The sequence below is a fragment of the Brachybacterium netajii (SeqCode) genome (assembly GCF_054114245.1).
Genome location: NZ_JBSYXB010000013.1, coordinates 1 through 22,671, shown reverse-complemented (window position 1 = coordinate 22,671; position 22,671 = coordinate 1). Strand labels below are relative to the sequence as shown.

Genomic DNA, 22,671 nt, shown 5'->3' with positions numbered 1-22,671 from the left:
CTGCTCTGAGCCGAGCGGCGCCGCGCCGGCCCGCTCGGCCCGCTCGGCCGGCCCTGGGCGGGCCGGCCGTGCGACATCTCAGTCAGGCAGCATGTCAGGCGAGCAGCGCCGCCACGTGCGGCGCGAGCGCGCGGAACGCCCTCCCGCGATGCGAGATGGCGTCCTTCTCCTCGGCGCTGAGCTCCGCGGAGGTCCTCTCCTGGCCGTCGGGCAGGAACAGCGGGTCGTAGCCGAAGCCGCCGGTGCCGCGCCGCTCGCGGAGCAGGCGCCCGGTCATCTCCCCCAGTTCGACGGTCTCGGTGCCGTCCGGGGCGACGAGGGCCGCCGCGCACAGGAATCGCGCCCCGCGATGCTCGTCGGCGATGTCGGAGAGCTGGGCCAGCAGCAGGTCGTTGTTGGCCTCGTCGTCGCCATGGCGTCCGGACCAGCGCGCCGAGAAGATCCCCGGCGCACCGTTCAGCACGTCGACCGCGAGACCGGAGTCGTCGGCGACGGCCGCCAGACCGGTCGCCGCCGCCGCGGAGCGCGCCTTGATCAGCGCGTTGCCCGCGAAGGTGATCTCGTCCTCGACGACATCGGGCAGCGCGATCCCCGCGGAGGAGATCACCGCCTCCTCCGGCAGCCCGGGAACGGCCTCGACGAGGATCCGTCGCAGCTCGCGCAGCTTGCCGAGGTTGTGGGTGGCGAGGATGACGCGGGCGCCCACGGGCACCTCGACCGTCGGAGCGGCCGAGCCGTGGGCGGGCACGGCGGCGCTCACCGCTGCTGCGCGAGGACGTCGCGCTGGATCTGCTGCAGGCTCGTGCACCCGCCGACGGCGAGGTCCAGGAGCGCGCCGAGCTCGGTGCGGTCGAAGGGCGCGCCCTCGGCGGTGCCCTGCACCTCGACGAAGCTCCCCGAGCCCGTGACGACGACGTTCATGTCGGTCTCGGCGGCGACGTCCTCGCGGTACTCGAGGTCCAGCAGCGGCCGCCCGTCGACGATGCCGACGCTGATGGCGCTCACCGAATCGGTGAGGACCTCACTGGTCACCGGGAGGCTGGTGTGCCGCTTGCCCCAGGCGATGGCGTCGGCGAGGGCGACATAGGCGCCCGTGATCGCGGCGGTGCGGGTGCCGCCGTCGGCCTGGAGCACGTCGCAGTCGATCTGGATGGTGTTCTCGCCGAGCGCGTCCATGTCGACGACCGCGCGGAGGGAGCGCCCGATCAGGCGCGAGATCTCATGGGTGCGGCCGCCGATCTTCCCCTTGACGCTCTCGCGGGAGGAGCGCGTGGAGGTCGCGCGCGGCAGCATCGCGTACTCGGCGGTGACCCAGCCGGAACCGGATCCCTTCTTCCAGCGCGGCACGCCCTCGGTGAAGGACGCGGCGCACAGCACGCGGGTGCGGCCGAACTCGATCAGGGCGCTGCCCTCGGCGTGGTCGAGCCAGCCGCGGGTGATGCGGACCTCGCGCAGCTGGTCGGGGGTGCGGCCGTCGACGCGGTCGCCGGCCGGGGCGGTGGTGGGGGTGCTCATCGAGCGGATTCTCCTCAGGTCTCTCCAGCGGACAGATCGAGGATAGTCGGCGCGCCCGGGGGCCGGTTCAGCGCAGGAGCGAGGAGGGCGCCAGCTCGTAGACGGCCGACGGGGCCGCCAGCTCCAGCGGGCCCCGGTACGCGGCCGCGGCCTCGGCCAGCGGGATCGTCGGATCGGTCCACGCGGCGACATGGGTGAGCACCACGCGACGGGCTCCTGCCGCGGTCGCGGCCTCGCCCGCCCGTCGGCCGGTGAGGTGCACGCCGCTGAAGCGGTCGTCGCGCCCCTCGATGTACCCGGCCTCGCAGAGGAACAGGTCGACGTCGCGGGCGAGCTCGACGAGCCGGTCGCAGGTGTCGGTGTCGCCCGAGTAGGCGATCGTGCTCTCCCCGTCGGAGATGCGGAAGCCATAGGACTCCACGGGGTGGACCACCTCGCCGACCTCGATGCTCAGCGGGCCGATCTCGATCGTGTCCCCGTCGGCCAGCGGGCGGAACGCGAAGGGGGCGCGGGCGACGCCGTCGGGCACGTCGTCGGCGCGATCCATCACGGCGCGCAGGCGACCGGGGAGGGATGCGGGGCCGTAGACGGGCAGCTGCGGGAGGTCGGTGCGCTCGTGGTACGCCCAGAACACCTCGAGGCCGGTGATGTCGAGGAAGTGGTCGGGGTGCAGGTGGGAGAGGATCACCGCATCGAGCTCGGTGGGGTCGATGGCCGCCTGCAGGGGGCCGAAGGCGCCGCTGCCGAGGTCCACGAGCACCCGCCAGGTGCGGCCGGCGTCGTCGGTCGTCTCCAGCAGGTAGCTGGAGGCGGCGCTGCGGGGGCCGGCGAAGCTGCCGGAGCAGCCGATCACATGGAGCTTCATGGCGTCACCACCGGGAGGGTCGCGGTCATGGTCACCGCCGGGCCGAGGAATCGGCGCGAGAGGCGGGCGAACATCGAGGGCTCCCCCAGGTGCGGGGAGGTCTCCGTGAAGACGTGCTGGGGCGGACGCAGGTCCATCCGCTCGATGCCCTGGGCCCGCAGGATCCGGTAGACGTCCAGCGCGGTCTCCTCCGCGGAGGAGACCAGCGTGACCTCCGAGCCCATGACGAGGCTGATGGGCCCGGCGAGCATCGGATAGTGGGTGCAGCCGAGCACCAGCGTGTCCACGCCGGCGTCCTTCACCGGGGCCAGGTACTGCTCGGCGACCTCGATGATCTCGTCGCCCTGGATCTCTCCGCGCTCGACGAACTCGACGAAGCGGGGGCAGGCGGCCGAGGTGATCTCGAGGGAGGGCGCCGCGGCGAAGGCGTCGCCGTAGGCGCCCGAGGAGATCGTCGCCTGCGTGCCGATGACGCCGATCCGCCCGTTGCGGGTGGCGGCGACGGCCCGGCGCACGGCCGGCTGGATGACCTCGACGACCGGCACGTCGTAGCGCTCCCGTGCATCGCGCAGCACGGCGGAGCTCGCCGAGTTGCAGGCGATGACCAGCATCTTCACGCCCCGCTCGACCAGCGAGTCCATGATGTCGAGCGCGAGGGCCCGCACCTCGGCGATGGGGCGCGGCCCGTACGGCGTGTGCGCCGTGTCGCCGATGTAGAGGAGCTCCTCGCGCGGAAGCTGGTCCAGGACTGCGCGGGCGACCGTGAGGCCCCCGACGCCGGAGTCGAAGATCCCGATCGGCGCGTTGTTCATCTCCCCGAGGCTAGACGCGAACCTGCCGGTGGGCAGTGATGGCACGCTCAGTGGGGCGAGCATCACAGCCACGGCCGCGCAGCAAGGGGCCAGGTGGTCGACGGTTTCCGACAGGTGCCTGCGCCCCTCCGTGCGACTCCCGGAAGTGACCGCCCGGTCACCGGCGGACGTCGCCTCGCCGCATCGCCCCCGCGCGTCACTCCAGCGCGCGCAGCAGGCTCTCCTGCAGCCAGCTCAGCAGCTCGTAGACGGCGATCACGATGTCCCCGCCCACCTGCTCCTCGTCGACCGGCGGCGCATCCTCGACGCGCTCGCCGATCTGCTGGAGCATCCGCACGGTGTCGAAGTCGCCGTCGCGCTGGAGGCCCAGGCGGTCGGCGAGCACGATCCGCACGTCGTTCACCGCGCGCAGGAACACCACGGCCTCGTCCTCCTGGAGGACGACCTCGCCGTGCTCGGGGCCCGATCCGTCGAGGATGGCGGTGACCCGGCGGAGGTCCGCGAGCTTCCCGTCGGCGAGCTGACGCTGCCCGAGCCGCCGCATCTCCTCGGCGAGCGGCGCATCGTCGCTCGCCGCCGGGAACAGCTTCCGCACCGCGGTGTCCCCCGGCTCGCGGGCGTCGCGCCCGGCGAGCTCCGCCTCGAGGCGCCGCAGCGGATCGTCGCTGTCGGCGGCCGCGCGCAGAGCGGTGGAGCCCTGCTCGATGCCGAGATCCGCGCGGATGAGATCCGCGGTCTCCTGGGCGACCTGCGCGAGGATCGCCTTCTCCTCGCCGTCGAGGCGGCACGCGAGCGTGCCGTCCGCCCGACGTCGGAATGCGTGCGCCATCAGTCCTCGCCCGCCCTCTCGATGGTGGCCCGCAGGCCGTAGGAGTGCATCGCCTGCACATCGATCTCCATGCGCTCCCGCGACCCCCGCGAGACCACGGCCCGGCCCTCCTCGTGCACCTGCATCATGAGGCCCTCCGCGACCTCCCGGGAATATCCGAAGTGCCGGCGGAAGACGTAGACGACATAGCTCATGAGGTTGACGGGGTCGTTGTGGACGACGGTCCTCCACGGACCGGTCGTCTCGCCGGTCGCGAGGGCGCTCGGGGCGGTGCCGACGGCGCCGCCCGTCCCAGGTGCCGCCTGCGACAGCTCGACCGACATGCATGCTCCTGATCGTCGGGGGCGGTGGTGCTCGCGCCGTGCGTCGCCGCTCATCGCTGCGGAGCCCGACGGCTCCGAGGCGATGCGGCTCCCGGCCCCGATCTGCTGATCGTGATCCGCGGCGCGACGTCATCGATTCTACGGCTCTTCGCGCGAGGAACGGGGCGGGCACCCAGTACGGTGGATGCGTGACCACAGCCCTGCTGACCGACCTCTACGAGCTGACCATGCTGCGCGCCGCCCGCGAGGCCGGCGTCGCCGACCGCCGCTGCGTCTTCGAGGTCTTCACCCGCTCCCTCCCGGAGGGCCGCCGCTACGGCGTGCTCGCCGGCACCGACCGGGCGCTGCGCGCCATCGAGGACTTCCGCTTCGACGCCGCGGACATCGCGTTCCTCCGCGGCACAGGGGTCCTCGACGAGGACACCCTCGCGTTCCTCGCCGCCTACCGCTTCCGCGGCGACATCCACGGCTACGCCGAGGGCGAGCTCTTCTTCGGCACCTCCCCGGTCCTGCGGATCGAGGGCAGCTTCGCCGACGCCGTCCTGCTGGAGACGGTCGTGCTGTCGATCCTCAACCACGACAGCGGGGTCGCCTCCGCCGGCTCCCGCATGGTCACCGCCGCCCGCGGCCGGCCCTGCATCGAGATGGGCGGGCGCCGCGTGCACGAGGAGGCCGCCGTCGCCGCCGCGCGCGCGGCCTACGTCGTCGGCTTCGACCACACCTCGAACCTCGCCGCCGGCGCCCGGTACGGGGTCCCCGTCGCCGGCACCGCCGCGCATGCCTTCACCCTCCTCTTCGACACGGAGGAGGGCGCCTTCCGCGCCCAGCTCGCCTCCCAGGGCGAGGGCACGACGCTGCTCGTGGACACCTACGACATCACCGCCGCCGTCGCCCTCGGCGTGGAGCTGAGCGGCGGGCGCCTCGGCGCCGTCCGCCTGGACTCCGGGGACCTGCTCGCGCAGGCCGCCGCGGTCCGCGCCCAGCTGGACGCCCTGGGGGCGACGAGCACGCGCATCATCGCGACCTCCGACCTGGACGAGCATCGTCTCGAGGAGCTCGCCGCGGCCCCGGTCGACGGCTACGGCATCGGCACCCGTCTGGTCACGGGCGCCGGTCACCCGGCGCCCGGCTTCGTCTACAAGCTCGTCGAGCGCGAGGGCGAGGACGGGCTCATGCATCCCGTCGGGAAGCAGTCCGAGAACAAGGCCACGCTCGGCGCCGGCAAGCGCGCCTTCCGGATGCTCGTCGCGGGTCGCGCCTTCGCCGAGCTGGTCCTCCCGGGCGAGGCCGAGATCGCCGAGTTCGAGCGGGAGCTGCTCGCCGAGCTCACGAGCGCCGACGCCTCCCCCGACTGGCAGCGCACCATGCTGCGCCCGCTGCAGACGCAGCTCGTGGCCGAGGGGCGCCGCGCGGATCCGATCGATCCGGTCGCGGCCGTCCTGCGCGCCCGCGAGCGCCATGCGGCCTCGATCGCCGAGCTCGGCCTGTCCCCGGATCAGGGCCCCGACGGTCCGGCGGCCATCGCCACCGTCACCGACGGCGTCGAAGCGGCCCGCGTCCTGGGCTGACCGCCGGCCGACGGGGCGTCAGCGGCGGCCGACGAACCAGCCGCGCACCATGTCGATCCGCGCCTGGATCTGATCGGCGCTCGCCTGCGCGACCGCCGGCCCGCCGCAGCGGGAGCGCAGCGAGCTGTGCACCGAGCCGTGCGGGGTGCCGGACTTGCGCGACCACGACGCCACGAGCGTGGAGAGCTCCTTGCGCAGCTCCATGAGCCGGCGATGGTCGACGACCGTCGGCCGCTCCTCCGGCTCCGGCGCGCCCGAGGTGCGGGCCCGGCGCAGGCGCTCCTGCTGGGTCGCCTGGTGCTGCTGGAGGACGGTGCGCATCTGGTCCGCGTCGAGCAGCCCGGGGATCCCGAGGAAGTCCTGCTCGTCCTCGCTGCCGACGGCGCCGCCGGAGCCGTACTCGCCGCCGTCGAAGAGGACGCGGTCGAAGGAGGCCTCCGACTCGAGGGCCTCGAAGGACATCTCCAGCTGATCGGAGGCCCGCTCGGAGCGGTTGGCCTCCTCGATCAGCGACTCGTCCAGGCCCGTCTCGGCGTCGCCCGTCTCGGGACGGCGGTCCAGGACATGGTCGCGGTCCGCCTCCATCGCCGCGGCATGCGCCATCAGCAGCGGGACCGACGGGAGGAAGACGCTCGCCGTCTCGCCGCGCGTCCGGGAGCGCACGAAGCGGCCGACCGCCTGCGCGAAGAACATCGGCGTCGCGGTCGAGGTCGCGTACACGCCGACGGCGAGCCGGGGCACGTCCACGCCCTCGGACACCATGCGCACGGCGACCATCCACCGATCCCGCGAGGAGGAGAAGTCCTCGATGCGGCGCCCGGCGCCGACGTCGTCGGACAGCACGAGCGTCGGCTCCTCGCCGCAGATCCCGGCGAGGGTGGCGGCATAGGCGCGAGCGGACTTCTGATCGGTCGCGATGACGAGGCCGCCGGCGTCCGGCACATGGCGGCGGACCTCGGTCAGGCGGCGGTCCGCGGCGGCCAGCACCGTCTGGATCCACTCGCCGTCGGGGTCCAGGGCCGTGCGCCAGGCCTGCTGGGTGATGTCCTTGGTCTCGAGGGCGCCGAGCTGCGCCGAGACCTCGTCGCCGGTCTTCGTGCGCCAGTGCATGCGCCCCGAGTAGGTCATGAACAGCACGGGCCGCACGACGTGGTCGGCGAGCGCCTCGCCGTAGCCGTAGGTGTAGTCCGCGCGCGAGCGCAGGAAGCCCTCGCCGTCCTCCTCGTAGGTCACGAAGGGGATCTGCGAATCGTCCGACCGGAACGGCGTTCCGGTCAGGGACAGCCGCCTCGTCGCCGGATCGAAGGCATCACGGACGCCGTCACCCCAGGTCAGCGCGTCACCGGCGTGGTGGATCTCGTCGAGGATGACGAGCGTGCGCTCGGCCTCCGTGCGCGCCCGATGCAGCGCCGGGTGCATGCCGATCTGCGCGTAGGTCACCGCGACGCCCTGGTAGTGGGAGCCGTGGGAGCCCTGGGCGTTCGAGAAGTTCGGGTCCAGGGAAATGCCGACGCGCGCGGCGGCATCCGCCCACTGGGTCTTGAGATGCTCGGTGGGGGCGACGACGGTGATCCGCCGCACGGTGCCCTCGGCGAGCAGCCCGGCGGCGATCTGGAGGGCGAAGGTCGTCTTGCCCGCGCCCGGCGTCGCGACCGCGAGGAAGTCCCGCGGCGCCGTGCGCCGGTAGAGCTCCAGGGCTTCGGCCTGCCAGGCGCGCAGCTTGGGGACGGTTCCCCAGGCGGCGCGCTCGGGGTATGCGGGAGACAGCGATCGCGCGGCCGCCTCGGAGGGCTGACGGGGATCGTTGGTGGAGAAGAGCGACGGTGTGGTGTTCACGGCGTGCCCCACCGTACCGCCGCGGTGCGACAGCGCGCGGACCCGATCGATGTGAGGAACTCGCGCGCCGCCCCGCCCCGGCTCAGCGGCGGCCGCCGAAGAAGCCGCGGAAGCCGCCGCCCTTCCCGCCGCCTCCGCCCTTGCCGCCCTTCCCGTCGCCGTCCCCGGGTTCCCGGATGCCGTCGTAGATCTCCTTGCACTCCGGGCACACCGGGTACTTCTTGGGGTCGCGGCCCGGCACCCATACCTTCCCGCAGAGGGCGATCACGGGCGTCCCGTCGAGGGCGGCCTGCGTGATCCTGTCCTTGCGCACGTAGTGCGCGAACCGGTCGTGGTCGCCGTCGTCCGTGCGCTGCTCCTGCTCCTGGATCTGGCGATCCAGGACGGCGGTGGACCCGGGGGCGGCGCCGGGCTGCTGGCGATGCGGGTCGGTGTGCGACGGGTCGGAGGTGGAGGACATGACGGCTCCCTCGGTGGATCGGCGTCCGCGGACATGCGTGCTCCGAGGGTAGTCGACCTTCCCCGGCCACGCCTCCCGGCGCTCAGGGTCCACGACTGCCACAATGCCCGTCATGGACGCTGCGGCCCAGTACCTGTCCCGACTGCCCGACGAGGTCCGTCGTGCGGGAGGCTCGTTGCCCGCACGGCTGATCGTCGCCGTGCTCGCGCTCGCGCTGAACATCGGCTTCTACCTCCCCTCGATCCCCGACGGCGTGCCCGGCACGACCATCCCCGGGATCGACAAGGCCTACCACCTGCTGGTGCTGGCGCTGACGGTCTGGGCGGCGGGCCGCCTCCTCGCCCCCTGGCGGCGCTTCCCGATCGGATGGATCGTGATCGTCGGCCTCGTGCACATCGGCCTGATCGAGCTGGTCCAGGGCCTCGCCCTCCCCGACCGCTCCGCCGATCCCGCGGACCTCGCCGCCGGCGGGGCCGGCATCGTCCTGGGCGTCGCCGCCTGGGCCGTCGAGCGCCGGATCCGCCCGCGTCCTGACGACGACGGGCTCGACGGGTTCGACGAGCCCGAGGACCAGGGCGCGCTCGAGGACCGGGCCGGGGACGGCTACCGGCGCCGATAGCGCGTCCGGCCCCGCCCCCGACCGTCAGCCGTCAGCCGTCAGCCGTCAGCCGTCAGCCGTCGAGGGTGATCTCGTCGGCGTACACCGCCGGCATCGCCCCGGTGATGGTGTCGACGGTGCCGGCGTCCTCGCGGGCGACCTGCTCGACGGCGCTCGCGACCGCCTTGGTGACGGACTCGTTGAACACCGAGGGGACGATGTAGGTCGGGTTCAGCTCCTCGGGGGTGACGACGTCGGCGAGCGCCTTCGCCGCGGCCAGCAGCATGCGGTCGCTGACCTTCGCGGCGTGCGCGTCGAGCAGGCCGCGGAAGACGCCGGGGAAGGCGAGGACGTTGTTGATCTGGTTCGCGAAGTCGCTGCGGCCGGTCGCGACGACCTCGGCGAAGCGCGATGCCTCGACGGGATCGATCTCCGGGACCGGGTTCGCCATCGCGAACACGATGGAGCGGTCGGCCATGGTGGCGATGTCGTCGGCGGTCAGGAGGTCGCCGGCGCTCACGCCGATGAACACGTCGGCGCCGGCGATCGCGTCCTGGAGCGTGCCGGTGAGCCCGTCGCGGTTGGTGACCTCGGCGATCCACGGCAGGCGCCCCGCCAGCTGGGGGCGTCCCTCGTGGACGATGCCGTCGATGTCGGTGACGATGAGGTCGCGCGCGCCGGCCGCTCGCAGCAGGCGCAGGATCGCGGTGCCCGCCGCCCCGGCTCCCGAGAGGACGATGCGGGCGGTCGCGATGTCCTTGTCGACGACCCGCAGCGCGTTGCGCAGCGCCGCGACCACGACGATCGCGGTGCCGTGCTGGTCGTCGTGGAAGACGGGGATGTCGAGCTCCGCGCGCAGGCGGTCCTCGATCTCGAAGCAGCGGGGCGCGGAGATGTCCTCGAGGTTGATGCCCGCGAAGACGGGGGCGATCGCCTTGACGTGGGCGACGATGTCCTCGACGGAGTGGGCGTCGAGGCAGATCGGGAAGGCGTCGATGTTCGCGAAGCGCTTGAACAGCGCGGCCTTGCCCTCCATGACCGGCATCGCGGCCAGCGGTCCCAGATCGCCGAGGCCCAGGATCGCCGATCCGTCGGTCACGACGGCGACGGTGTTGCGCTTGATCGTCAGCCGACGCGCATCGTCGGGGTTCTCGGCGATCGCCCGCACCACCCGGGCGACCCCCGGGGTGTACACCATCGAGAGGTCGTCGCGGTGACGGATCGGCACCTTCGACTCGATCGTCAGCTTGCCGCCGAGGTGGGCGAGGAAGGTGCGGTCGGAGACCTTGCCGAGCTCGACGCCGGGGACCGTCCTGAGCTCGTCGACGATCTCCATGGCGTGATCGTGCCCGGCGGTGAGGACCGTGATGTCGGCGCGCAGGCGCTGGGGCCCGGAGGCGGAGACGTCCAGCGCGGTGACGGTGGCGCCCTTCTGCTCGATGCGACTGGTGATGTCGCTGACGGTGGCCGAGCGGGCCTCGAACTCCAGGCGCACGGTGATGGAGTAGCTGACGGATGGCGACGGTGACATGGCACACAGACTAACGACGCGGAGGGCGCCGCGCGGGCAGCTCCCGGTGCGCGCCGGACCCGATGGGCAGTCCTCCCCATGGCGCTCCCCCGCCGGAGATGCTGGAATGGCGCATCGCTGCAGGCCGGTGCGCCACCGGGCCGCCTGGCCGACGGAGCGGCAGCGCGGCGCAGACGCCGCGATGGGCGATGAGGGACGAGGGGACGACGCGCCGATGGATTTCCTGGGGGCCGACACCGAGCAGCTGCTCGAGCATGCGCAGGCGCTGCGGCGCTGCGGGGAGCGCGTGCACGAGATCCAGCAGGCCCTCGATCCGCTGGTCGCGGGCGCGGCCTGGACGGGTCCCGACGCCGAGGCCTTCCGGGAGAGCTGGACCGTCTGCTCCTCACGCCTGCTGGACCTGGCTGGGCAGCTCGGCAGCGGCGCGGAGTCCACGGCGCTCGAAGCCGCTCAGCAGGACGCCGCCTCCGATCCCGAGGGCGCGATCGACCCGTCGGCCTACGACGGGCTGATCGGCGGCGAGGGCTGGAGCGATGCCATCAACCTCTTCGAGGGCGCCGGGGACCTGTTCCGGGACCGGGTCGACGTCGACACGATCGGCGGCTCCTGGGCGCAGTCCCATCCGGGCTGGGCTCCGGAGGACGTCGGCATCAGCGAGCAGGACATCCGCGACGCCGTCATCCAGCAGGGGAACCTCGGCGACTGCTGGTACCTCTCCGCCCTCCTCGCCGCCCAGCAGACCGATCCCGGGCAGCTCGCCGACAACATCACGGGCCTCGGGAGCCCGCCGGGCGCCGACGGCTGGGAGGTGCGGCTGTTCGTCGACGGCGAGTGGCAGGGCGTGGCGGTGGCGCCTGAGGACATCGGCAGCACCGGCGCGAGGGAGGCCGGGGCGCGCTGGAGCGACGCCGAGCCCGGCTTCATGTCGATCTACGAGTCGGCGCTGATCAACGCGACCGACGGCCTCCCGTCGGCGATCTCGGCGGACTCCCCCGCAGCGGGCATCGAGATGATCACCGGCCGCGAGACCCGGGAGTCCGCGCTCGACGCCCAGCCGACCTTCGAGGAGTACCGGGCCGCGATCGACGCGGGCCTGCCGATCACCGTGATGACCGACCCGATCCTGCCGATCGGCGCTCGGGGCGACGAGCTGGTCTCGGCGCACGTCTACCAGGTCAGCGGCTATGACGAGAGCACCGGCGAGATCATCCTGACCAACCCGCACGGCCCGAACGCGAGCTCGCAGTACGAGGTGCGGATCGATCCGGACGGCTGGACCTATGCCAACGACATCGTCATGACCGGGATCGGAGAATGAGCGCCATGGCATCGAATGCGACGGACGCGGGCACCATGCTCGTCGAACAGGCCGGTCAGGTCCTCCTGCACGGGACGAGCGTCGGCGTGCATCGCACCCTCGCCGACGAGTACGGCCCCTATGCTGTGCTGCGCCTGCGCGCCGACGGCGCCGATCCCGTCGACGTCCTCGAGGCGGCGCCGCGTCCCGGTGAGGAGCTGCTCCTGCCCGATGGCGGCGTCCTCGAGGTCATCGCGGTGCGCGCCTCGACCGCTGATCGTCGCGGGGCCGTCCTGCTGCGCGTCCGCTGAGGGCGCGAGCGGCAGGAGCGCGGCCGGTCACTCCTCCGTGCAGGCGGAGGCATCGGTGAGCGCTCCGCGGATGCCGATCTCGCCGTACTCGTCGATGCTCAGCGTCGCCCCGGCGCCGTCGGTCGCCTCGGCCACGCGGACAGCACCGGTCCGACGCGGACCGTCCAGCGCCGCGAAGCCGTGCTCCTCGAGGACCGGGGCGAGGGCGGCGAGGCTGTCGTCCCAGTCGTCCTCCGCCGTCAGCGCATCGTCGAGATCCCTCGAGAGCAGGCCGATCGCCTGATAGCGGCAGACGCCGTCGTGCTCGTAGAAGTACGAGACCCCGCTCGCCGGCTCCGTGGTGTATCCGGCACCGTCGAGCGCCGCGGCGATGTCCCCGAGGACCTCCTCGTAATGGCCTTCGATCTCGTCCCCCGGGATCGGCGACTCCTCGGCGGCGCATCCGCTCAGCAGGAGCGCCAGGACCACCGGGACCACCGAGATCGCCGTGATCCGGGAAGCGGTCCCGCGGCCCCTCGTGGACGGTCCGGCTCCCGGCACGGCACCGATGCGGAGCGGACGGGCGGTCTTCCGGTGGGAGCTCGGGCTGCGCATCCGTCGATCGTATCCAGCGCGCGCAGCCGGCCGTCCGACGGCACAGCGGTCAGACGGCGCAGCAGCCAGACGGCGCAGCGGTCAGACGGCGAGGGCGACGACCTCCTCCGCGTACCGCGCCCAGATCTGCTGGGCGGCGGCGACCTGCTCGCCGTAGCGGTCGGGGAAGGCGGACCCCTGGACGGCCTGCGCGGCCGTGCCCGGATCCCAGGCGTCGAGGTCGCCGACGAGCTGGGTGAGACCGGCGTTCTCACTGTGCTCGGACACCCCGAGAAACGCCTCGATCGCCTTGTGCTTGTGCCGGACCTCCTCGTAGGTCCCCCAGCCCGAGGACGGGCGCTGCTGGAACATGCCGCCGGAGTCCGCGTCGACCGCGGGCTCGTAGTTGTACAGCCAGGCCTCGACGATCGCGGTGATGAGCGTGATGACCGCGGCGGCCTCACCGAGGTCGTGCGCCTTGCACACCGCGATGACGAGCTTCGCGTTCTCGATCTGCCAGTCGTCCATGGCGTCGACGGCGAACCCCTCGCGGTTCTCGGCGCGGGTCATGAACGCCTCGTCCCACTGCGCGGTCTGGGCGGCGGCCCGGCGGGCGACGGCCCACTGCTGCTGCTCGGTGAGCTCCTCGGCGGAGGCGGGGGCAGCGGTCGCGGAGACGCCGACCGCGGCGGCGGCGAGCGTCCCGAGGGAGGCGGCACCGGCGGCCAGCACGGTGCGACGGGCGGGAGCGGAGGGCTGTCGGACGAGGGCCGACGAGGCGGCGCGGGCGGACGTGGACGAGGGCATGCGGCAGGTCTTCCATGGTGCGGGATCGTGGGAGGAGCACCGCAGGGCGCCCCGAGCTCCGCAAAGGTAACGACGCGATCACGTCGCGCCTATGACCTGCGATACCCCGCCACAGGCCCTCCTCATCGGACTTTTCCTCGACATGACCTGATCGGGATGCGCGGCCGGGGCGCGCAGATCCGGCGTCGTCGCCGGTCATGCCCTGGCGCCCGCGTACCGATGCCGACGCCGTGCCCTCGACGCGACCCGCGCCGCCCGAGAAAGGTAAAAGTTCGAGCTGCACAGAGCCTTCACAGTCCCGGCGTGCGGCACGCCACTGCTGGCACATGGCAGACGACACGCGACAGGCGGCGGAGTCCTCCCGAGATCTCCGCTCAGGCGGACAGCGCCGCGATCGCCTTGCGGACGCGCTTGTCGGAGACGGTCTGCTTCGTGCCGAGGGTCTGCGCGAAGAGGCTCACCCGCAGCTCCTCGAGCAGCCAGTCGATCTCCCGGGCGTCCGCCTGGGCACGACGGCGCGGGGTCAGCGCCGCCTTCCGGGTCGTCCAATAGGCCGTGAGGTCCTCGATCTGCCAGGCGAGCTGCGCATCGCGCGAGGGGTTCTCGGCGAGCTTGTCCAGCCGGATGCGATCGGCCTCGAGGTACCGGCGCAGGTCCGCGAGATGCTCGGGACCCGTGCGGGAGATGAACCCGTCCTGGAGCAGGGAGGCCGCATGCTCGCGGATCGCCGTCTGCTGCGAGAGCACCGCGAGGGAGGTGCCGCGCGAGAGGTCCTTGTGCAGGCGGGCGCTCACGGCGAGCGCCGCGGCGGCGTCCTTCACGGCCTGGGCGGCGATCTCGTCGTGGCGGGCGCGGACCGTCTCCCGCAGGGCGTCGAACTCGGCGCGCGTGCGCACGTCGGCCTCCCCCGCCAGGTGCTCGGTCGCCGCCCGGGAGGCGTCGGCGAGCAGCGCCGCCGTCGACCCGTAGGCGGAGCCCGCGACCGCGAGCTTGGTGGGGTTGGGCAGGGAGTTCAGCACCCCGGAGAGGTCGGTGCCGACCGCCCGGTCCAGCAGGGCGATGACGCCCCCGCGGTGCGCGAGGGCCTGCTCGTCGGCGGTCGCGAGGACCGCGAGGTCCACGCGCTCGAGCCGTCCGTCGGCCGCACGGCGCGCCACCAGCGCCGGATACCCGGTGACCTTGAGCCCGCCGACCGTCGACTCGTGCACGCGCGGGACTCCCTCCTCGGGGAAGCCCGGCAGATCCTTGCGCGCGAGATCATCGCCCTGCGAGGAGACGGAGGCATCGACCCGCTGCTTCAGCTGGTGCTTGAGCTGCTCGAGGTCATCGCCGGTCCCGATCTGGCGGCCGCGGCCGTCGACGACCCGGAAGTGCATCCGCAGATGCGGCGGCAGCTTGGAGCGATCGAACTCGGGGCCGTACAGAGGGAGGTCCTCGGGGACCCCGGGCAGGGCGACGAGCTCATCGGCGACGGCCTCGACGAAGGCCTCGCCGCTGTCGGGGTCGTCGTCGTGGAGGGTCGCGGCGACGGCCTTCGCCCGCTCGGGCGCCGGCACCAGATGCCGACGGATCGGCTTGGGCAGCGAGCGGATCAGCTCGGTGACGAGCTCCTCACGCATCCCGGGGACGAGCCAGTCGAAGCCGCGGGGCAGCAGCCGGTTCAGGACGGCGAGCGGGACGGTCGCCGTGACGCCGTCCTCGCCCTTCCCGCCGACCTCGCCGAAGCTGTAGCTCAGCGGGAGGGTGATGTCGCCCTGCACCCAGGCATCGGGGAACTCCTGGGCGAGGTGCTCGACGTCGGCGTCCGGGGCCAGCAGATCCTGCTCGGTGAGGGTCAGCAGGTCCGGGGTCTCGTGGCGCTGCGTCTTCCACCAGGTGTCGAAGTGGCGCCCGGAGACGACGTCCCGCGGGATTCGCTGGTCGTAGAAGCGGAAGACCTGCTCGTCGGAGACCAGCAGGTCCCGCCGGCGCGTCTTCGCCTCCATCTCCTCGAGCCGCTCGACGAGCGCCCGGTTGTCGCGGAAGAAATGGTGGCGGGTGCGCCAGTCGCCCTCGATCAGGGCGTTCTGGATGAAGATCTCGCGGGCGGCCTCGGGGTCGATGCGGCCGTAGCCGACGACCCGGTCGGCGACGATCGGCACGCCGTACAGCGTCACCTTCTGATGCGCCATCGCCGAGGCCTGCTTCGAGGACCAGTGCGGGGCCGAATGGCTGCGCTTGACGACGTGCGCGCCGATCTCCTCCGCCCAGGTCGGATCGATCCTCGCCGCAGTGCGGCCCCACAGTCGGGAGGTCTCCACGAGCTCGGCGGTCATCACGTAGTCGGGCCGCTTCTTGGCGAGCACCGAGCCCGGCCACAGCGCGAAGCGGGCGCCGCGGGCGCCCGCGTACTCGCGAGTGCGGTCGTCCTGCAGGCCGACGTGCGAGAGCAGCCCCGCCAGCAGCGACTGGTGGATCGCCAGCGGGCTCGCCGGAGTGTCGTTGGCGTGCAGGCCGACGTCCTTGGCCATGTCCCGCAGCTGCGCATGCAGATCCCACCATTCGCGGATCCGCAGGTAGTGGAGGTGGTCCCCGCGCACCTCGCGGCGGAACGCGGAGGAGGACAGCGTCTCGCGGCGCTCCTGCAGATGGTTCCAGAGGTTCAGGAAGGACAGGAAGTCGCTGGTCTCGTCCTCGAAGCGCTTGTGCTTCTGCTTGGCCTGCTCCTCCTGCCCGAGCGGACGCTCGCGCGGATCCTGGATCGACAGCGCCGCGACGATGATCAGGGTCTCGCGCAGGGCGCCGAGGCGATCGGCCTCGATCAGCATGCGCGCCATCCGCGGATCCAGGGGGAAGCGGGCGAGGGTGCGACCGGTGCGGGTGAGCCGTCGGCCGCCGGGGGCGCGGGGGGCGTCCTCGATCGCGCCGAGCTCCTCGAGCAGGCGCACGCCGTCCGCGATCGCCCGGCTCGCGGGCGGCTCCACGAACGGGAAGGACTCGACGTCGCCGAGGCCCAGCGAGGTCATCAGCAGCACCACCGACGCCAGCGAGGTGCGCAGGATCTCCGGCTCGGTGAACTCGGGACGGCCCTCGAAGTCCTGCTCCGAGTAGAGGCGGATCGCGATGCCGGGGGCGGTGCGGCCCGAGCGGCCCGAGCGCTGGTTCGCGCTCGCCTGCGAGATCGACTCGATCGGCAGGCGCTGCACCTTCGTGCGCTGCGAATAGCGGGAGATGCGCGCGAGCCCCGAGTCGATCACGTAGGTGATGCCGGGGACCGTCAGGGAGGTCTCGGCGACGTTCGTCGACAGGATGATCCGACGGTAGGTGCCCGCCGCCGGCGGGGAGAAGATCTTCTGCTGGTCCTGCGCGGAGAGGCGGCCGAACAGCGGCAGCACCTCCACCGGCAGGGCGCCGCGGCCCTTCGTGCCCCGGCTCAGATGCGCGCCGAGCGCCTCGGAGATCTCGCGGATCTCGCGCTCGCCGGGGAGGAAGACGAGCATGTCGCCGGGCCCCTCGGCGGCGAGCTCGTCGACCGCGTCGGTGATCGCCTGGGTGAGGTCGCGCTCGACGGAGTGGATGTCCTCGAGCTCGTCGGCGTCCTCGCCGGGCTCGAGCGCGGCCTCGAGCACGAGCGGGCGATACCGGATGTCGACGGGATAGGTGCGTCCCGAGACCTCGATGATCGGCGCGGGGCGGATCTCCCCCGAGGGCAGGCGGGCGGCGAAGTGCTCGGCGAAGCGCTCGGGATCGATCGTCGCCGAGGTGATGATGACCTTGAGGTCGGGCCGCTCCGGGAGGATCTGCCGGAGGTAGCCGAGGATGACGTCGATCGTCAGGGAGCGCTCGTGGGCCTCGTCGATGATGATCGCGTCGTAGCGCTTCAGCAGCCGGTCGCGGCCGATCTCCGCGAGGAGGATGCCGTCGGTCATGAGCTTCAGGCGCGCGCTGCGGGAGGTCTCGCGCGTGAAGCGGACCTGGAAGCCGACGGTGCCCTCGCCGAGCCGCTCCCCCAGCTCCGAGGCGATGCGCTGGGCGACCGAGCGGGCGGCGATGCGCCGCGGCTGCGTGTGCCCGATCAGGCGGCCCGTCGCGCCGTAGCCCATCTCCAGCAGCATCTTGGGGATCTGCGTGGTCTTGCCCGAGCCGGTCTCGCCGGCGATCACGACGACCTGGTGCTCGCGGATCGCCTTCTGGATGTCCTCGCGCCGCTGCGAGACGGGCAGGTCCGACGGATAGGAGATCCGCGGACCGGCGGGAGCTGTCGACCCGGGAGCGTCGGACGACGAGGCGGGCGAGGAAGACGAAGCGGCGGACGATGAAGCGGCGGAGGACGCAGAGGAAGCAGAGGCGGAGGAGGGCGTGGTCATGGCCGCCCCATGCTACGCGGGCGGGCTCCGCGGCGTCGTGCGGATATCCGTGCCCCTCGCGGCGAGCGGTCGCCGGACGCGCGCACGAGGCAGGACAAAGGCGGAGCACAGGCCGGTCTCCCCGTCCGCCACAGTCGGGCGGCGCACAGTGCAGTGCATGACAGCCATCGACATCCGCACCGCCCTCCACCTCACCGCCCGCTCCCGCACCGCGCGGGCCGCCCTCCCGCGGACCGCGCGCACCGACGACCCCCAGCCCGAGCGCCTGATCGTCTACCGTCCCTTCGACGACGCCCTCGGCTCCCCCGAGGACATCGCCGCGCTGCGCCGGCTGCGCCTCCGCCGCGAGCGCCTGCGCGAGCAGGAGGTCGAGCAGGGGCTCGCGCAGGACGTCGTGCACGACAGCGTGCGCGTCGGCGAGACCAGTGCGTCCGCACCGTCGGCCGCATAGGCCGCATAGGCCGCGCCGAACCGCCGGAGCCCGTCGAACCGGCGGAGCCCGGCGAGCCGGCCGACCAGGCGGGCGCGGCCCGAGGCGGACCTCCGCGAACCGCCCGCGGACGGCGCCGCACCGTCCTAGACTTCAGGCCCGCCCCGGAGATCCCGGGCATGGCGGGAGTCGAGGGAGACGGGACCATGTCCGCACCTCTCATGCGCGCCCTGCGGAAGACGCGGCCCGGTCCGGGCCTCGAGATCGTCGAGATCCCGCCGCCCCGATGCGGTCCCTGGGACGTGAGGATCCGCGTGCTGCGGGCCGGCATCTGCGGCACCGACCTGCACATCCAGGCCTGGGACGAGGCCGCGGAGGCCATGTGCGACGCCGTCCCGTTCACCCCCGGCCACGAGTTCTACGGCGAGGTCGTGGAGATCGGCACCGAGGTGCCCGACGTCCGCATCGGCGACCGCGTCTCCGGCGAGGGCCATGTCGTCTGCGGGACCTGCCGCAACTGCCGGGCCGGCCGCAAGCAGCTGTGCATCCGCACCCGCAGCGTCGGCGTCCAGCGCGACGGCGCCTTCGCCGAGCAGGTCGTCATCCCTTATCTCAACGTCTGGGTGCACGAGCACGAGGGCCGCACGGAGCAGATCTCCCCCGAGCTCGGCGCCCTCTTCGACCCCTTCGGCAACGCCGTCCACACCGCGCTGAAGTTCCCGCTCGTCGGCGAGGACGTCCTGATCACCGGCGCCGGCCCGATCGGGCTGATGGCCGCCGCGGTCGCCCGGCACGCCGGCGCCCGCCATATCGCCATCACCGATGTCCACGAGCATCGCCTCGCGATGGCCCGGACCGGCGGCGTCGACCTCGCGCTCGACGTCACCCGCACCACCATCGCCGATGCGCAGCGGGAGCTCGGGCTGAAGGAGGGCTTCGACGTGGGCCTGGAGATCTCCGGGCAGCCCAGCGCCCTGCAGGAGATGATCGCGAACATGAACCACGGCGGGCGCATCGCCCTGCTGGGTCTGCCCGCCCGGCACTTCGAGCTCGACTGGACCACGGTCATCACCCACATGCTCACCCTGCAGGGGATCTACGGGCGGGAGATGTACGAGACCTGGAACGCGATGAGCGCGATGATCTCCACCAGCCCGCTGCTGAGGGAGCGCGTGCTCGCGACCGTCACCGACGTCCTCCCCGCCGTCCGCTGGGAGGACGCCTACGCCATCGCCCGGTCCGGCAGCGGGGGCAAGGTGCTGCTGGACTGGGAGAGCATCGACTGACCCCGATCTCGACCGTCCACGATCTCGACCGAACATGAGGAGGAGCGCATGCGCACCGATATCAGGGACCAGCTAGCCGGCGAGCTCGAGGCCATCGAGCAGGCCGGCACCCTCAAGCGAGAGCGCGTCATCACCACCCCGCAGGGAGCCCGCGTCCTCGCCGCCGGGGCCGACGGCGGGTCCGCCGGGGCCGACGCCGCCGGGCGGGCGGGCTCCGGCCCGACCGAGGTGCTGAACTTCTGCGCCAACGACTATCTCGGCCTCGCCGATCATCCGGACCTCATCGCGGCCGCCAAGCAGGCGCTGGACGAGCGCGGCTTCGGCATGGCCTCGGTGCGCTTCATCTGCGGCACCCAGGACCTCCACCTCGCTCTCGAGGAGCGGCTCTCCCGGTTCCTCGGGACCGAGGCCACGATCCTGTTCTCCTCCTGCTTCGACGCCAACGGCGCCGTGTTCGAGCCCCTCTTCGGACCGCAGGACGCGATCATCTCCGACGAGCTCAACCATGCCTCCCTCATCGACGGCATCCGCCTGTCCAAGGCGCACCGTCTGCGCTATCGCAACGGCGACCTCGAGGACCTGCGCCGCCAGCTCGAGGCGGCGAGCGCGCTCGAGGACGGCGCCGGGGCGCGCCGCACCGTGATCGTCACCGACGGCGTCTTCTCCATGGACGGCCACCTCGCTCCGCTGCCGGGCATCTGCGATCTCGCGGAGGAGCACGGCGCCCTGGTCATGGTCGACGACTCCCACGCCGTCGGATTCCTGGGCGCGACGGGTGCGGGCACGCCCGAGCACTTCGGCGTCGTCGACCGCGTCGACATCATGACCGGCACCTTCGGCAAGGCCCTCGGCGGCGCGAGCGGCGGGTACGTCTCGGGCCGCCGCGAGATCGTCGACCTGCTGCGCCAGCGCGGTCGCCCCTACCTGTTCTCCAACTCCCTCGCCCCCTCGATCGCCGCCGCGACCCTGACCGCCCTGGACCTTGTGGCCGGCAGCGACGCCCTGCGCACTCGGCTGTTCGCGAACGCCGACCTGTTCCGCCGACGGATGACCGAGGAGGGCTTCGTCCTCATCGAGGGCGAGCATCCGATCGTCCCCGTCATGCTCGGGGACGCGGCGCTCGCCGCGCGCATGGCCGACGCGATGCTCGCCCACGGCGTCTACGTCACCGCCTTCTCCTATCCGGTGGTGCCCCAGGGATCCGCCCGGATCCGCGTGCAGCTCTCCGCCGCCCACACCGCCGAGGACGTGGAGAGCGCCGTGCGGGCGTTCGTCGCCGCCCGCGCAGAGGTCGGCGCCTGACCCGGCGGCGGGCGGTGCTGCTCGATCGCCCTGCCGGAACTCTTCTGGGGAGGAGCGCCGGTCCGCCTCCATGACCTGCGCGATGTGCACAACCGGCGCTCCCCGACCGACGGTGGTGCAGGATCCCCGGCATGACACCGCACCCCTTGCGCATCGACCCGGCCCGCGTGCCGGACTCCCCCGCCCGCCGCGCGCACCGCGCCCCACTCCCCCGGACGCGACGTGCCGCGCAGCCCGGCGCCCTCGTGCCCGACGGGGCACGCGCATGATCCGCGACATCATCGCGTGGCCCGGCGAGCGCCCCGCCGACCCGCGCGACGCCTGCGCCCACCAGGCCCGTCGGCTGATCGAGATCGGACTGGACTGGTACCGGGAGCAGAGGATCGCGGACCTGGATCCGCGCTCTCGGTCCTTCGCCGTGCAGGCGCTGATGCAGCTGCCGTGCGATCCCGAGGATCCGGAGTGCCCGTGGAGCGATCCGCGCAGACCCGTCACCGGCTGGGACGAGATGCTCGCCTTCCGCATGCGCGACCCGCAGCCGAAGGCGCTCGCCGTGCTGGCCCGCCTCGCCGACGAGCACGAGATGGTCCTGTTCGACCTGCACTCCCACCGGGTCCTCGGTCCCGAGGACGTCACCGACTCCTTCGGCACGCCCCTGCTGGATCTCGCCCGGCAGACGGGTCGACGGCGGGAGGCGACCTGTCATGCGGTGGCGGACCTGTGCGAGGAGCAGCGGGTGCTCGATCCGACCGGGGGCAGCTGCAGCCGACGGATCGACCCGACCGCGGTGATCCCCTACGACGATGAGCGTCTGCGCTTCCTGCAGGTCCAGCGCCTGTTGGATGCGGAGGACCTGCACGAGGTCCGGCAGCGGCTGTCCGCCCTGCTGGATGCGGAGCAGTCCTTCCGCCGAGCCCTGCGGATGAGTGCGTGATCCGCGAAGGTGTGCAGGCGTCTCAGGCGTCCCCGTCCAGCCCCCGCCGCGCGATCCGTCCCAGCGCATGGTCGGCCGGATAGGCCGTGAGCAGGGCGAGCGCCATCCGCGTCCTCCAGGCGCGGGCGCGATGGCCGAGCGCATCCCAGGCATCCTCGGTCAGGGCGGAGAGCGGGCCGTCGAGCTCCTCCGCCCGGCGTCGGTGCTCCGCGAGCACGACGGACGAGGCCGCCGACGACGGGGCGTGCAGGAGCAGCGCTCCGAGGTCGCTCGCGGGATCGCCGACGGTCGCATCGCCCCAGTCGATCAGCGCCGGCCTCCCTCGGACGGGCAGGATGACGTTCCCGGGATGGGGGTCGCCGTGCAGCAGCGCATCGGGCCCCGACCAGGGCCCGGCGTGGAGTCCGTGATCCCAGCTCTCCCGGGCTCGTCTCCGCAGGGTCGACGGGAGCGCGGTCCGCTCGAGGTCCGCCGCGAAGGCCTCGGCTCGCATCGCGAGCGGGACGCCGCGCGCTCCGCTGCGCTCGAGGTCCGGTGCGGGGAGGGAGTGCACCTCGGCGAGCATCCGGGCGAGGTCGCGGGCGGGGCCGCGAACGCTGTCGGCGGCGGTCGCCCCCGGGATCCAGCGCATCAGGATCGCGCCGTCGGCGGTCGCGAGCGGTTGCGGGACGTCCATCGACAGGAGGCCGCGATGGTCGCGGAGCAGGCGCAGCACCACGCTCTCGCGGTCGAGCAGCGGCAGGGCGAGGGCCCGGCGGGCGATCCGCAGCACCAGACGGGCATCGCCGATGCCCGCCCCGTCGTCGTCCGCCCCGTCGTCGTCCGCTCCGTCGCGAAGCATCCCCACCGGCCAGAGCAGGTTGTCCCAGCCCTCGCCGACGGGCGCCTCCCCCACCCCGATCTCCAGGCGGGAGAGGTCGACGCCCGGCTCCGGCACGAGCCGGTCCAGGCGGCGCAGGACGTCCGCGCGCCCGACGCCGAGATCAGCCGTCGGCGGTCGAGGCGGCGGAGTGCTGGTCTCGGAGTCCACCGCACCACCCTAGGCGTC

Annotated in this window: 21 protein-coding genes; 8 read left to right on the top strand and 13 right to left on the bottom strand. The window is 72.9% G+C overall.

Features of this window, described 5'->3' with window-relative positions:
• Positions 1-94: 94 nt before the first annotated feature.
• The 6 genes from rdgB to clpS all read right to left on the bottom strand — a co-directional run bounded on the left by rdgB (position 95) and on the right by clpS (position 4,344).
• The gene (gene rdgB / locus ACXET9_RS15600; RefSeq protein WP_457887604.1) at positions 95-760 is read right to left on the bottom strand and encodes an RdgB/HAM1 family non-canonical purine NTP pyrophosphatase; all 666 of its coding nucleotides are present in this window, start codon (positions 758-760) and stop codon (positions 95-97) included.
• Complete coding sequence (rph, locus tag ACXET9_RS15595; RefSeq protein WP_457887603.1) at positions 757-1,515, bottom strand: ribonuclease PH; 759 nt, start codon at positions 1,513-1,515, stop codon at positions 757-759. The genes rdgB and rph overlap by 4 nt, the downstream gene beginning before the upstream one ends.
• A 67-nt stretch (positions 1,516-1,582) precedes the next feature.
• Positions 1,583-2,380: an MBL fold metallo-hydrolase gene (locus ACXET9_RS15590; RefSeq protein WP_457887602.1), complete on the bottom strand. Its 798-nt coding sequence runs from the start codon at positions 2,378-2,380 to the stop codon at positions 1,583-1,585.
• A complete protein-coding gene (gene murI, locus ACXET9_RS15585; protein ID WP_457887601.1) occupies positions 2,377-3,192 on the bottom strand; it encodes a glutamate racemase in 816 nt (271 codons plus the stop codon). The genes ACXET9_RS15590 and murI overlap by 4 nt, the downstream gene beginning before the upstream one ends.
• Positions 3,193-3,388: 196 nt before the next feature.
• Positions 3,389-4,021, bottom strand: a complete 633-nt coding sequence (locus tag ACXET9_RS15580) for a DUF2017 family protein (protein WP_457887600.1) — start codon at positions 4,019-4,021, stop codon at positions 3,389-3,391.
• Positions 4,021-4,344, bottom strand: a complete 324-nt coding sequence (clpS, locus tag ACXET9_RS15575) for an ATP-dependent Clp protease adapter ClpS (protein WP_457887599.1) — start codon at positions 4,342-4,344, stop codon at positions 4,021-4,023. The genes ACXET9_RS15580 and clpS overlap by 1 nt, the downstream gene beginning before the upstream one ends.
• Before the next feature lie 188 nt (positions 4,345-4,532).
• Between clpS and ACXET9_RS15570 the strand changes: the two genes are divergently transcribed.
• Positions 4,533-5,912 (top strand): nicotinate phosphoribosyltransferase, encoded by a 1,380-nt coding sequence (locus tag ACXET9_RS15570; protein ID WP_457887598.1) that lies wholly within the window; start codon positions 4,533-4,535, stop codon positions 5,910-5,912.
• Positions 5,913-5,930: 18 nt separating this feature from the next.
• Here ACXET9_RS15570 and ACXET9_RS15565 read toward each other — a convergent pair whose 3' ends face one another.
• Positions 5,931-7,748, bottom strand: coding sequence for a DEAD/DEAH box helicase (locus tag ACXET9_RS15565; RefSeq protein ID WP_457887597.1), 1,818 nt, complete (start codon positions 7,746-7,748; stop codon positions 5,931-5,933).
• Between the two features lie 82 nt (positions 7,749-7,830).
• Positions 7,831-8,208: a DUF3039 domain-containing protein gene (locus ACXET9_RS15560; RefSeq protein ID WP_457887596.1), complete on the bottom strand. Its 378-nt coding sequence runs from the start codon at positions 8,206-8,208 to the stop codon at positions 7,831-7,833.
• A 112-nt stretch (positions 8,209-8,320) separates the two neighbouring features.
• Between ACXET9_RS15560 and ACXET9_RS15555 the strand changes: the two genes are divergently transcribed.
• The gene (locus ACXET9_RS15555) at positions 8,321-8,827 is read left to right on the top strand and encodes a VanZ family protein (RefSeq protein ID WP_457887595.1); all 507 of its coding nucleotides are present in this window, start codon (positions 8,321-8,323) and stop codon (positions 8,825-8,827) included.
• A 52-nt stretch (positions 8,828-8,879) separates the two neighbouring features.
• On the opposite strand, the gene ACXET9_RS15550 is transcribed toward ACXET9_RS15555, so the two are convergent.
• The gene (locus ACXET9_RS15550; RefSeq protein ID WP_457887594.1) at positions 8,880-10,337 is read right to left on the bottom strand and encodes a malic enzyme-like NAD(P)-binding protein; all 1,458 of its coding nucleotides are present in this window, start codon (positions 10,335-10,337) and stop codon (positions 8,880-8,882) included.
• A 214-nt stretch (positions 10,338-10,551) separates the two neighbouring features.
• Here ACXET9_RS15550 and ACXET9_RS15545 point away from each other — a divergent pair, with 214 nt between their 5' ends.
• Both ACXET9_RS15545 and ACXET9_RS15540 read left to right on the top strand, forming a co-directional pair.
• A complete protein-coding gene (locus ACXET9_RS15545) occupies positions 10,552-11,655 on the top strand; it encodes a C2 family cysteine protease (protein ID WP_457887593.1) in 1,104 nt (367 codons plus the stop codon).
• Positions 11,656-11,660: 5 nt separating this feature from the next.
• A complete protein-coding gene (locus tag ACXET9_RS15540) occupies positions 11,661-11,945 on the top strand; it encodes a hypothetical protein (RefSeq protein WP_457887592.1) in 285 nt (94 codons plus the stop codon).
• A 27-nt stretch (positions 11,946-11,972) separates the two neighbouring features.
• Here the strand turns inward: ACXET9_RS15540 and ACXET9_RS15535 are convergent, their stop codons facing one another.
• From ACXET9_RS15535 to hrpA, 3 genes are all read right to left on the bottom strand, one after another.
• Positions 11,973-12,539, bottom strand: coding sequence for a hypothetical protein (locus tag ACXET9_RS15535; RefSeq protein ID WP_457887591.1), 567 nt, complete (start codon positions 12,537-12,539; stop codon positions 11,973-11,975).
• Between the two features lie 81 nt (positions 12,540-12,620).
• Entirely contained in the window at positions 12,621-13,325 is a 705-nt protein-coding gene (locus ACXET9_RS15530; protein ID WP_457887590.1) for a hypothetical protein, read from the bottom strand.
• 374 nt (positions 13,326-13,699) lie between these two features.
• Positions 13,700-17,671, bottom strand: coding sequence for an ATP-dependent RNA helicase HrpA (gene hrpA / locus ACXET9_RS15525; protein ID WP_457887589.1), 3,972 nt, complete (start codon positions 17,669-17,671; stop codon positions 13,700-13,702).
• Positions 17,672-17,828: 157 nt separating this feature from the next.
• Between hrpA and ACXET9_RS15520 the strand changes: the two genes are divergently transcribed.
• The 4 genes from ACXET9_RS15520 (at position 17,829) to ACXET9_RS15505 (ending at position 21,623) form a co-directional block, all read left to right on the top strand.
• Entirely contained in the window at positions 17,829-18,122 is a 294-nt protein-coding gene (locus tag ACXET9_RS15520) for a hypothetical protein (RefSeq protein ID WP_457887588.1), read from the top strand.
• Positions 18,123-18,322: 200 nt separating this feature from the next.
• Entirely contained in the window at positions 18,323-19,387 is a 1,065-nt protein-coding gene (tdh, locus tag ACXET9_RS15515; protein ID WP_457887634.1) for an L-threonine 3-dehydrogenase, read from the top strand.
• A gap of 48 nt (positions 19,388-19,435) precedes the next feature.
• A complete protein-coding gene (locus ACXET9_RS15510; protein WP_457887587.1) occupies positions 19,436-20,689 on the top strand; it encodes a glycine C-acetyltransferase in 1,254 nt (417 codons plus the stop codon).
• A 265-nt stretch (positions 20,690-20,954) separates the two neighbouring features.
• Positions 20,955-21,623 (top strand): hypothetical protein, encoded by a 669-nt coding sequence (locus ACXET9_RS15505; RefSeq protein WP_457887586.1) that lies wholly within the window; start codon positions 20,955-20,957, stop codon positions 21,621-21,623.
• 22 nt (positions 21,624-21,645) lie between these two features.
• On the opposite strand, the gene ACXET9_RS15500 is transcribed toward ACXET9_RS15505, so the two are convergent.
• Positions 21,646-22,653, bottom strand: coding sequence for a phosphotransferase (locus tag ACXET9_RS15500; RefSeq protein ID WP_457887585.1), 1,008 nt, complete (start codon positions 22,651-22,653; stop codon positions 21,646-21,648).
• Positions 22,654-22,671: the final 18 nt, after the last annotated feature.

Excerpts from the sequence above, each read along its gene's own strand:
- rph (WP_457887603.1), bottom strand. The coding sequence starts at position 1,515 with ATGAGCACCCCCACCACCGCCCCGGCCGGCGACCGCGTCGACGGCCGC.
- ACXET9_RS15590 (WP_457887602.1), bottom strand. The coding sequence starts at position 2,380 with ATGAAGCTCCATGTGATCGGCTGCTCCGGCAGCTTCGCCGGCCCCCGC.
- murI (WP_457887601.1), bottom strand. The coding sequence starts at position 3,192 with ATGAACAACGCGCCGATCGGGATCTTCGACTCCGGCGTCGGGGGCCTC.
- ACXET9_RS15580 (WP_457887600.1), bottom strand. The coding sequence starts at position 4,021 with ATGGCGCACGCATTCCGACGTCGGGCGGACGGCACGCTCGCGTGCCGC.
- clpS (WP_457887599.1), bottom strand. The coding sequence starts at position 4,344 with ATGTCGGTCGAGCTGTCGCAGGCGGCACCTGGGACGGGCGGCGCCGTC.
- ACXET9_RS15560 (WP_457887596.1), bottom strand. The coding sequence starts at position 8,208 with ATGTCCTCCACCTCCGACCCGTCGCACACCGACCCGCATCGCCAGCAG.
- ACXET9_RS15555 (WP_457887595.1), top strand. The coding sequence starts at position 8,321 with ATGGACGCTGCGGCCCAGTACCTGTCCCGACTGCCCGACGAGGTCCGT.
- ACXET9_RS15550 (WP_457887594.1), bottom strand. The coding sequence starts at position 10,337 with ATGTCACCGTCGCCATCCGTCAGCTACTCCATCACCGTGCGCCTGGAG.
- ACXET9_RS15545 (WP_457887593.1), top strand. The coding sequence starts at position 10,552 with ATGGATTTCCTGGGGGCCGACACCGAGCAGCTGCTCGAGCATGCGCAG.
- ACXET9_RS15540 (WP_457887592.1), top strand. The coding sequence starts at position 11,661 with ATGGCATCGAATGCGACGGACGCGGGCACCATGCTCGTCGAACAGGCC.
- ACXET9_RS15535 (WP_457887591.1), bottom strand. The coding sequence starts at position 12,539 with ATGCGCAGCCCGAGCTCCCACCGGAAGACCGCCCGTCCGCTCCGCATC.
- ACXET9_RS15530 (WP_457887590.1), bottom strand. The coding sequence starts at position 13,325 with ATGCCCTCGTCCACGTCCGCCCGCGCCGCCTCGTCGGCCCTCGTCCGA.
- hrpA (WP_457887589.1), bottom strand. The coding sequence starts at position 17,671 with ATGACCACGCCCTCCTCCGCCTCTGCTTCCTCTGCGTCCTCCGCCGCT.
- ACXET9_RS15520 (WP_457887588.1), top strand. The coding sequence starts at position 17,829 with ATGACAGCCATCGACATCCGCACCGCCCTCCACCTCACCGCCCGCTCC.
- tdh (WP_457887634.1), top strand. The coding sequence starts at position 18,323 with ATGCGCGCCCTGCGGAAGACGCGGCCCGGTCCGGGCCTCGAGATCGTC.
- ACXET9_RS15510 (WP_457887587.1), top strand. The coding sequence starts at position 19,436 with ATGCGCACCGATATCAGGGACCAGCTAGCCGGCGAGCTCGAGGCCATC.
- ACXET9_RS15505 (WP_457887586.1), top strand. The coding sequence starts at position 20,955 with ATGATCCGCGACATCATCGCGTGGCCCGGCGAGCGCCCCGCCGACCCG.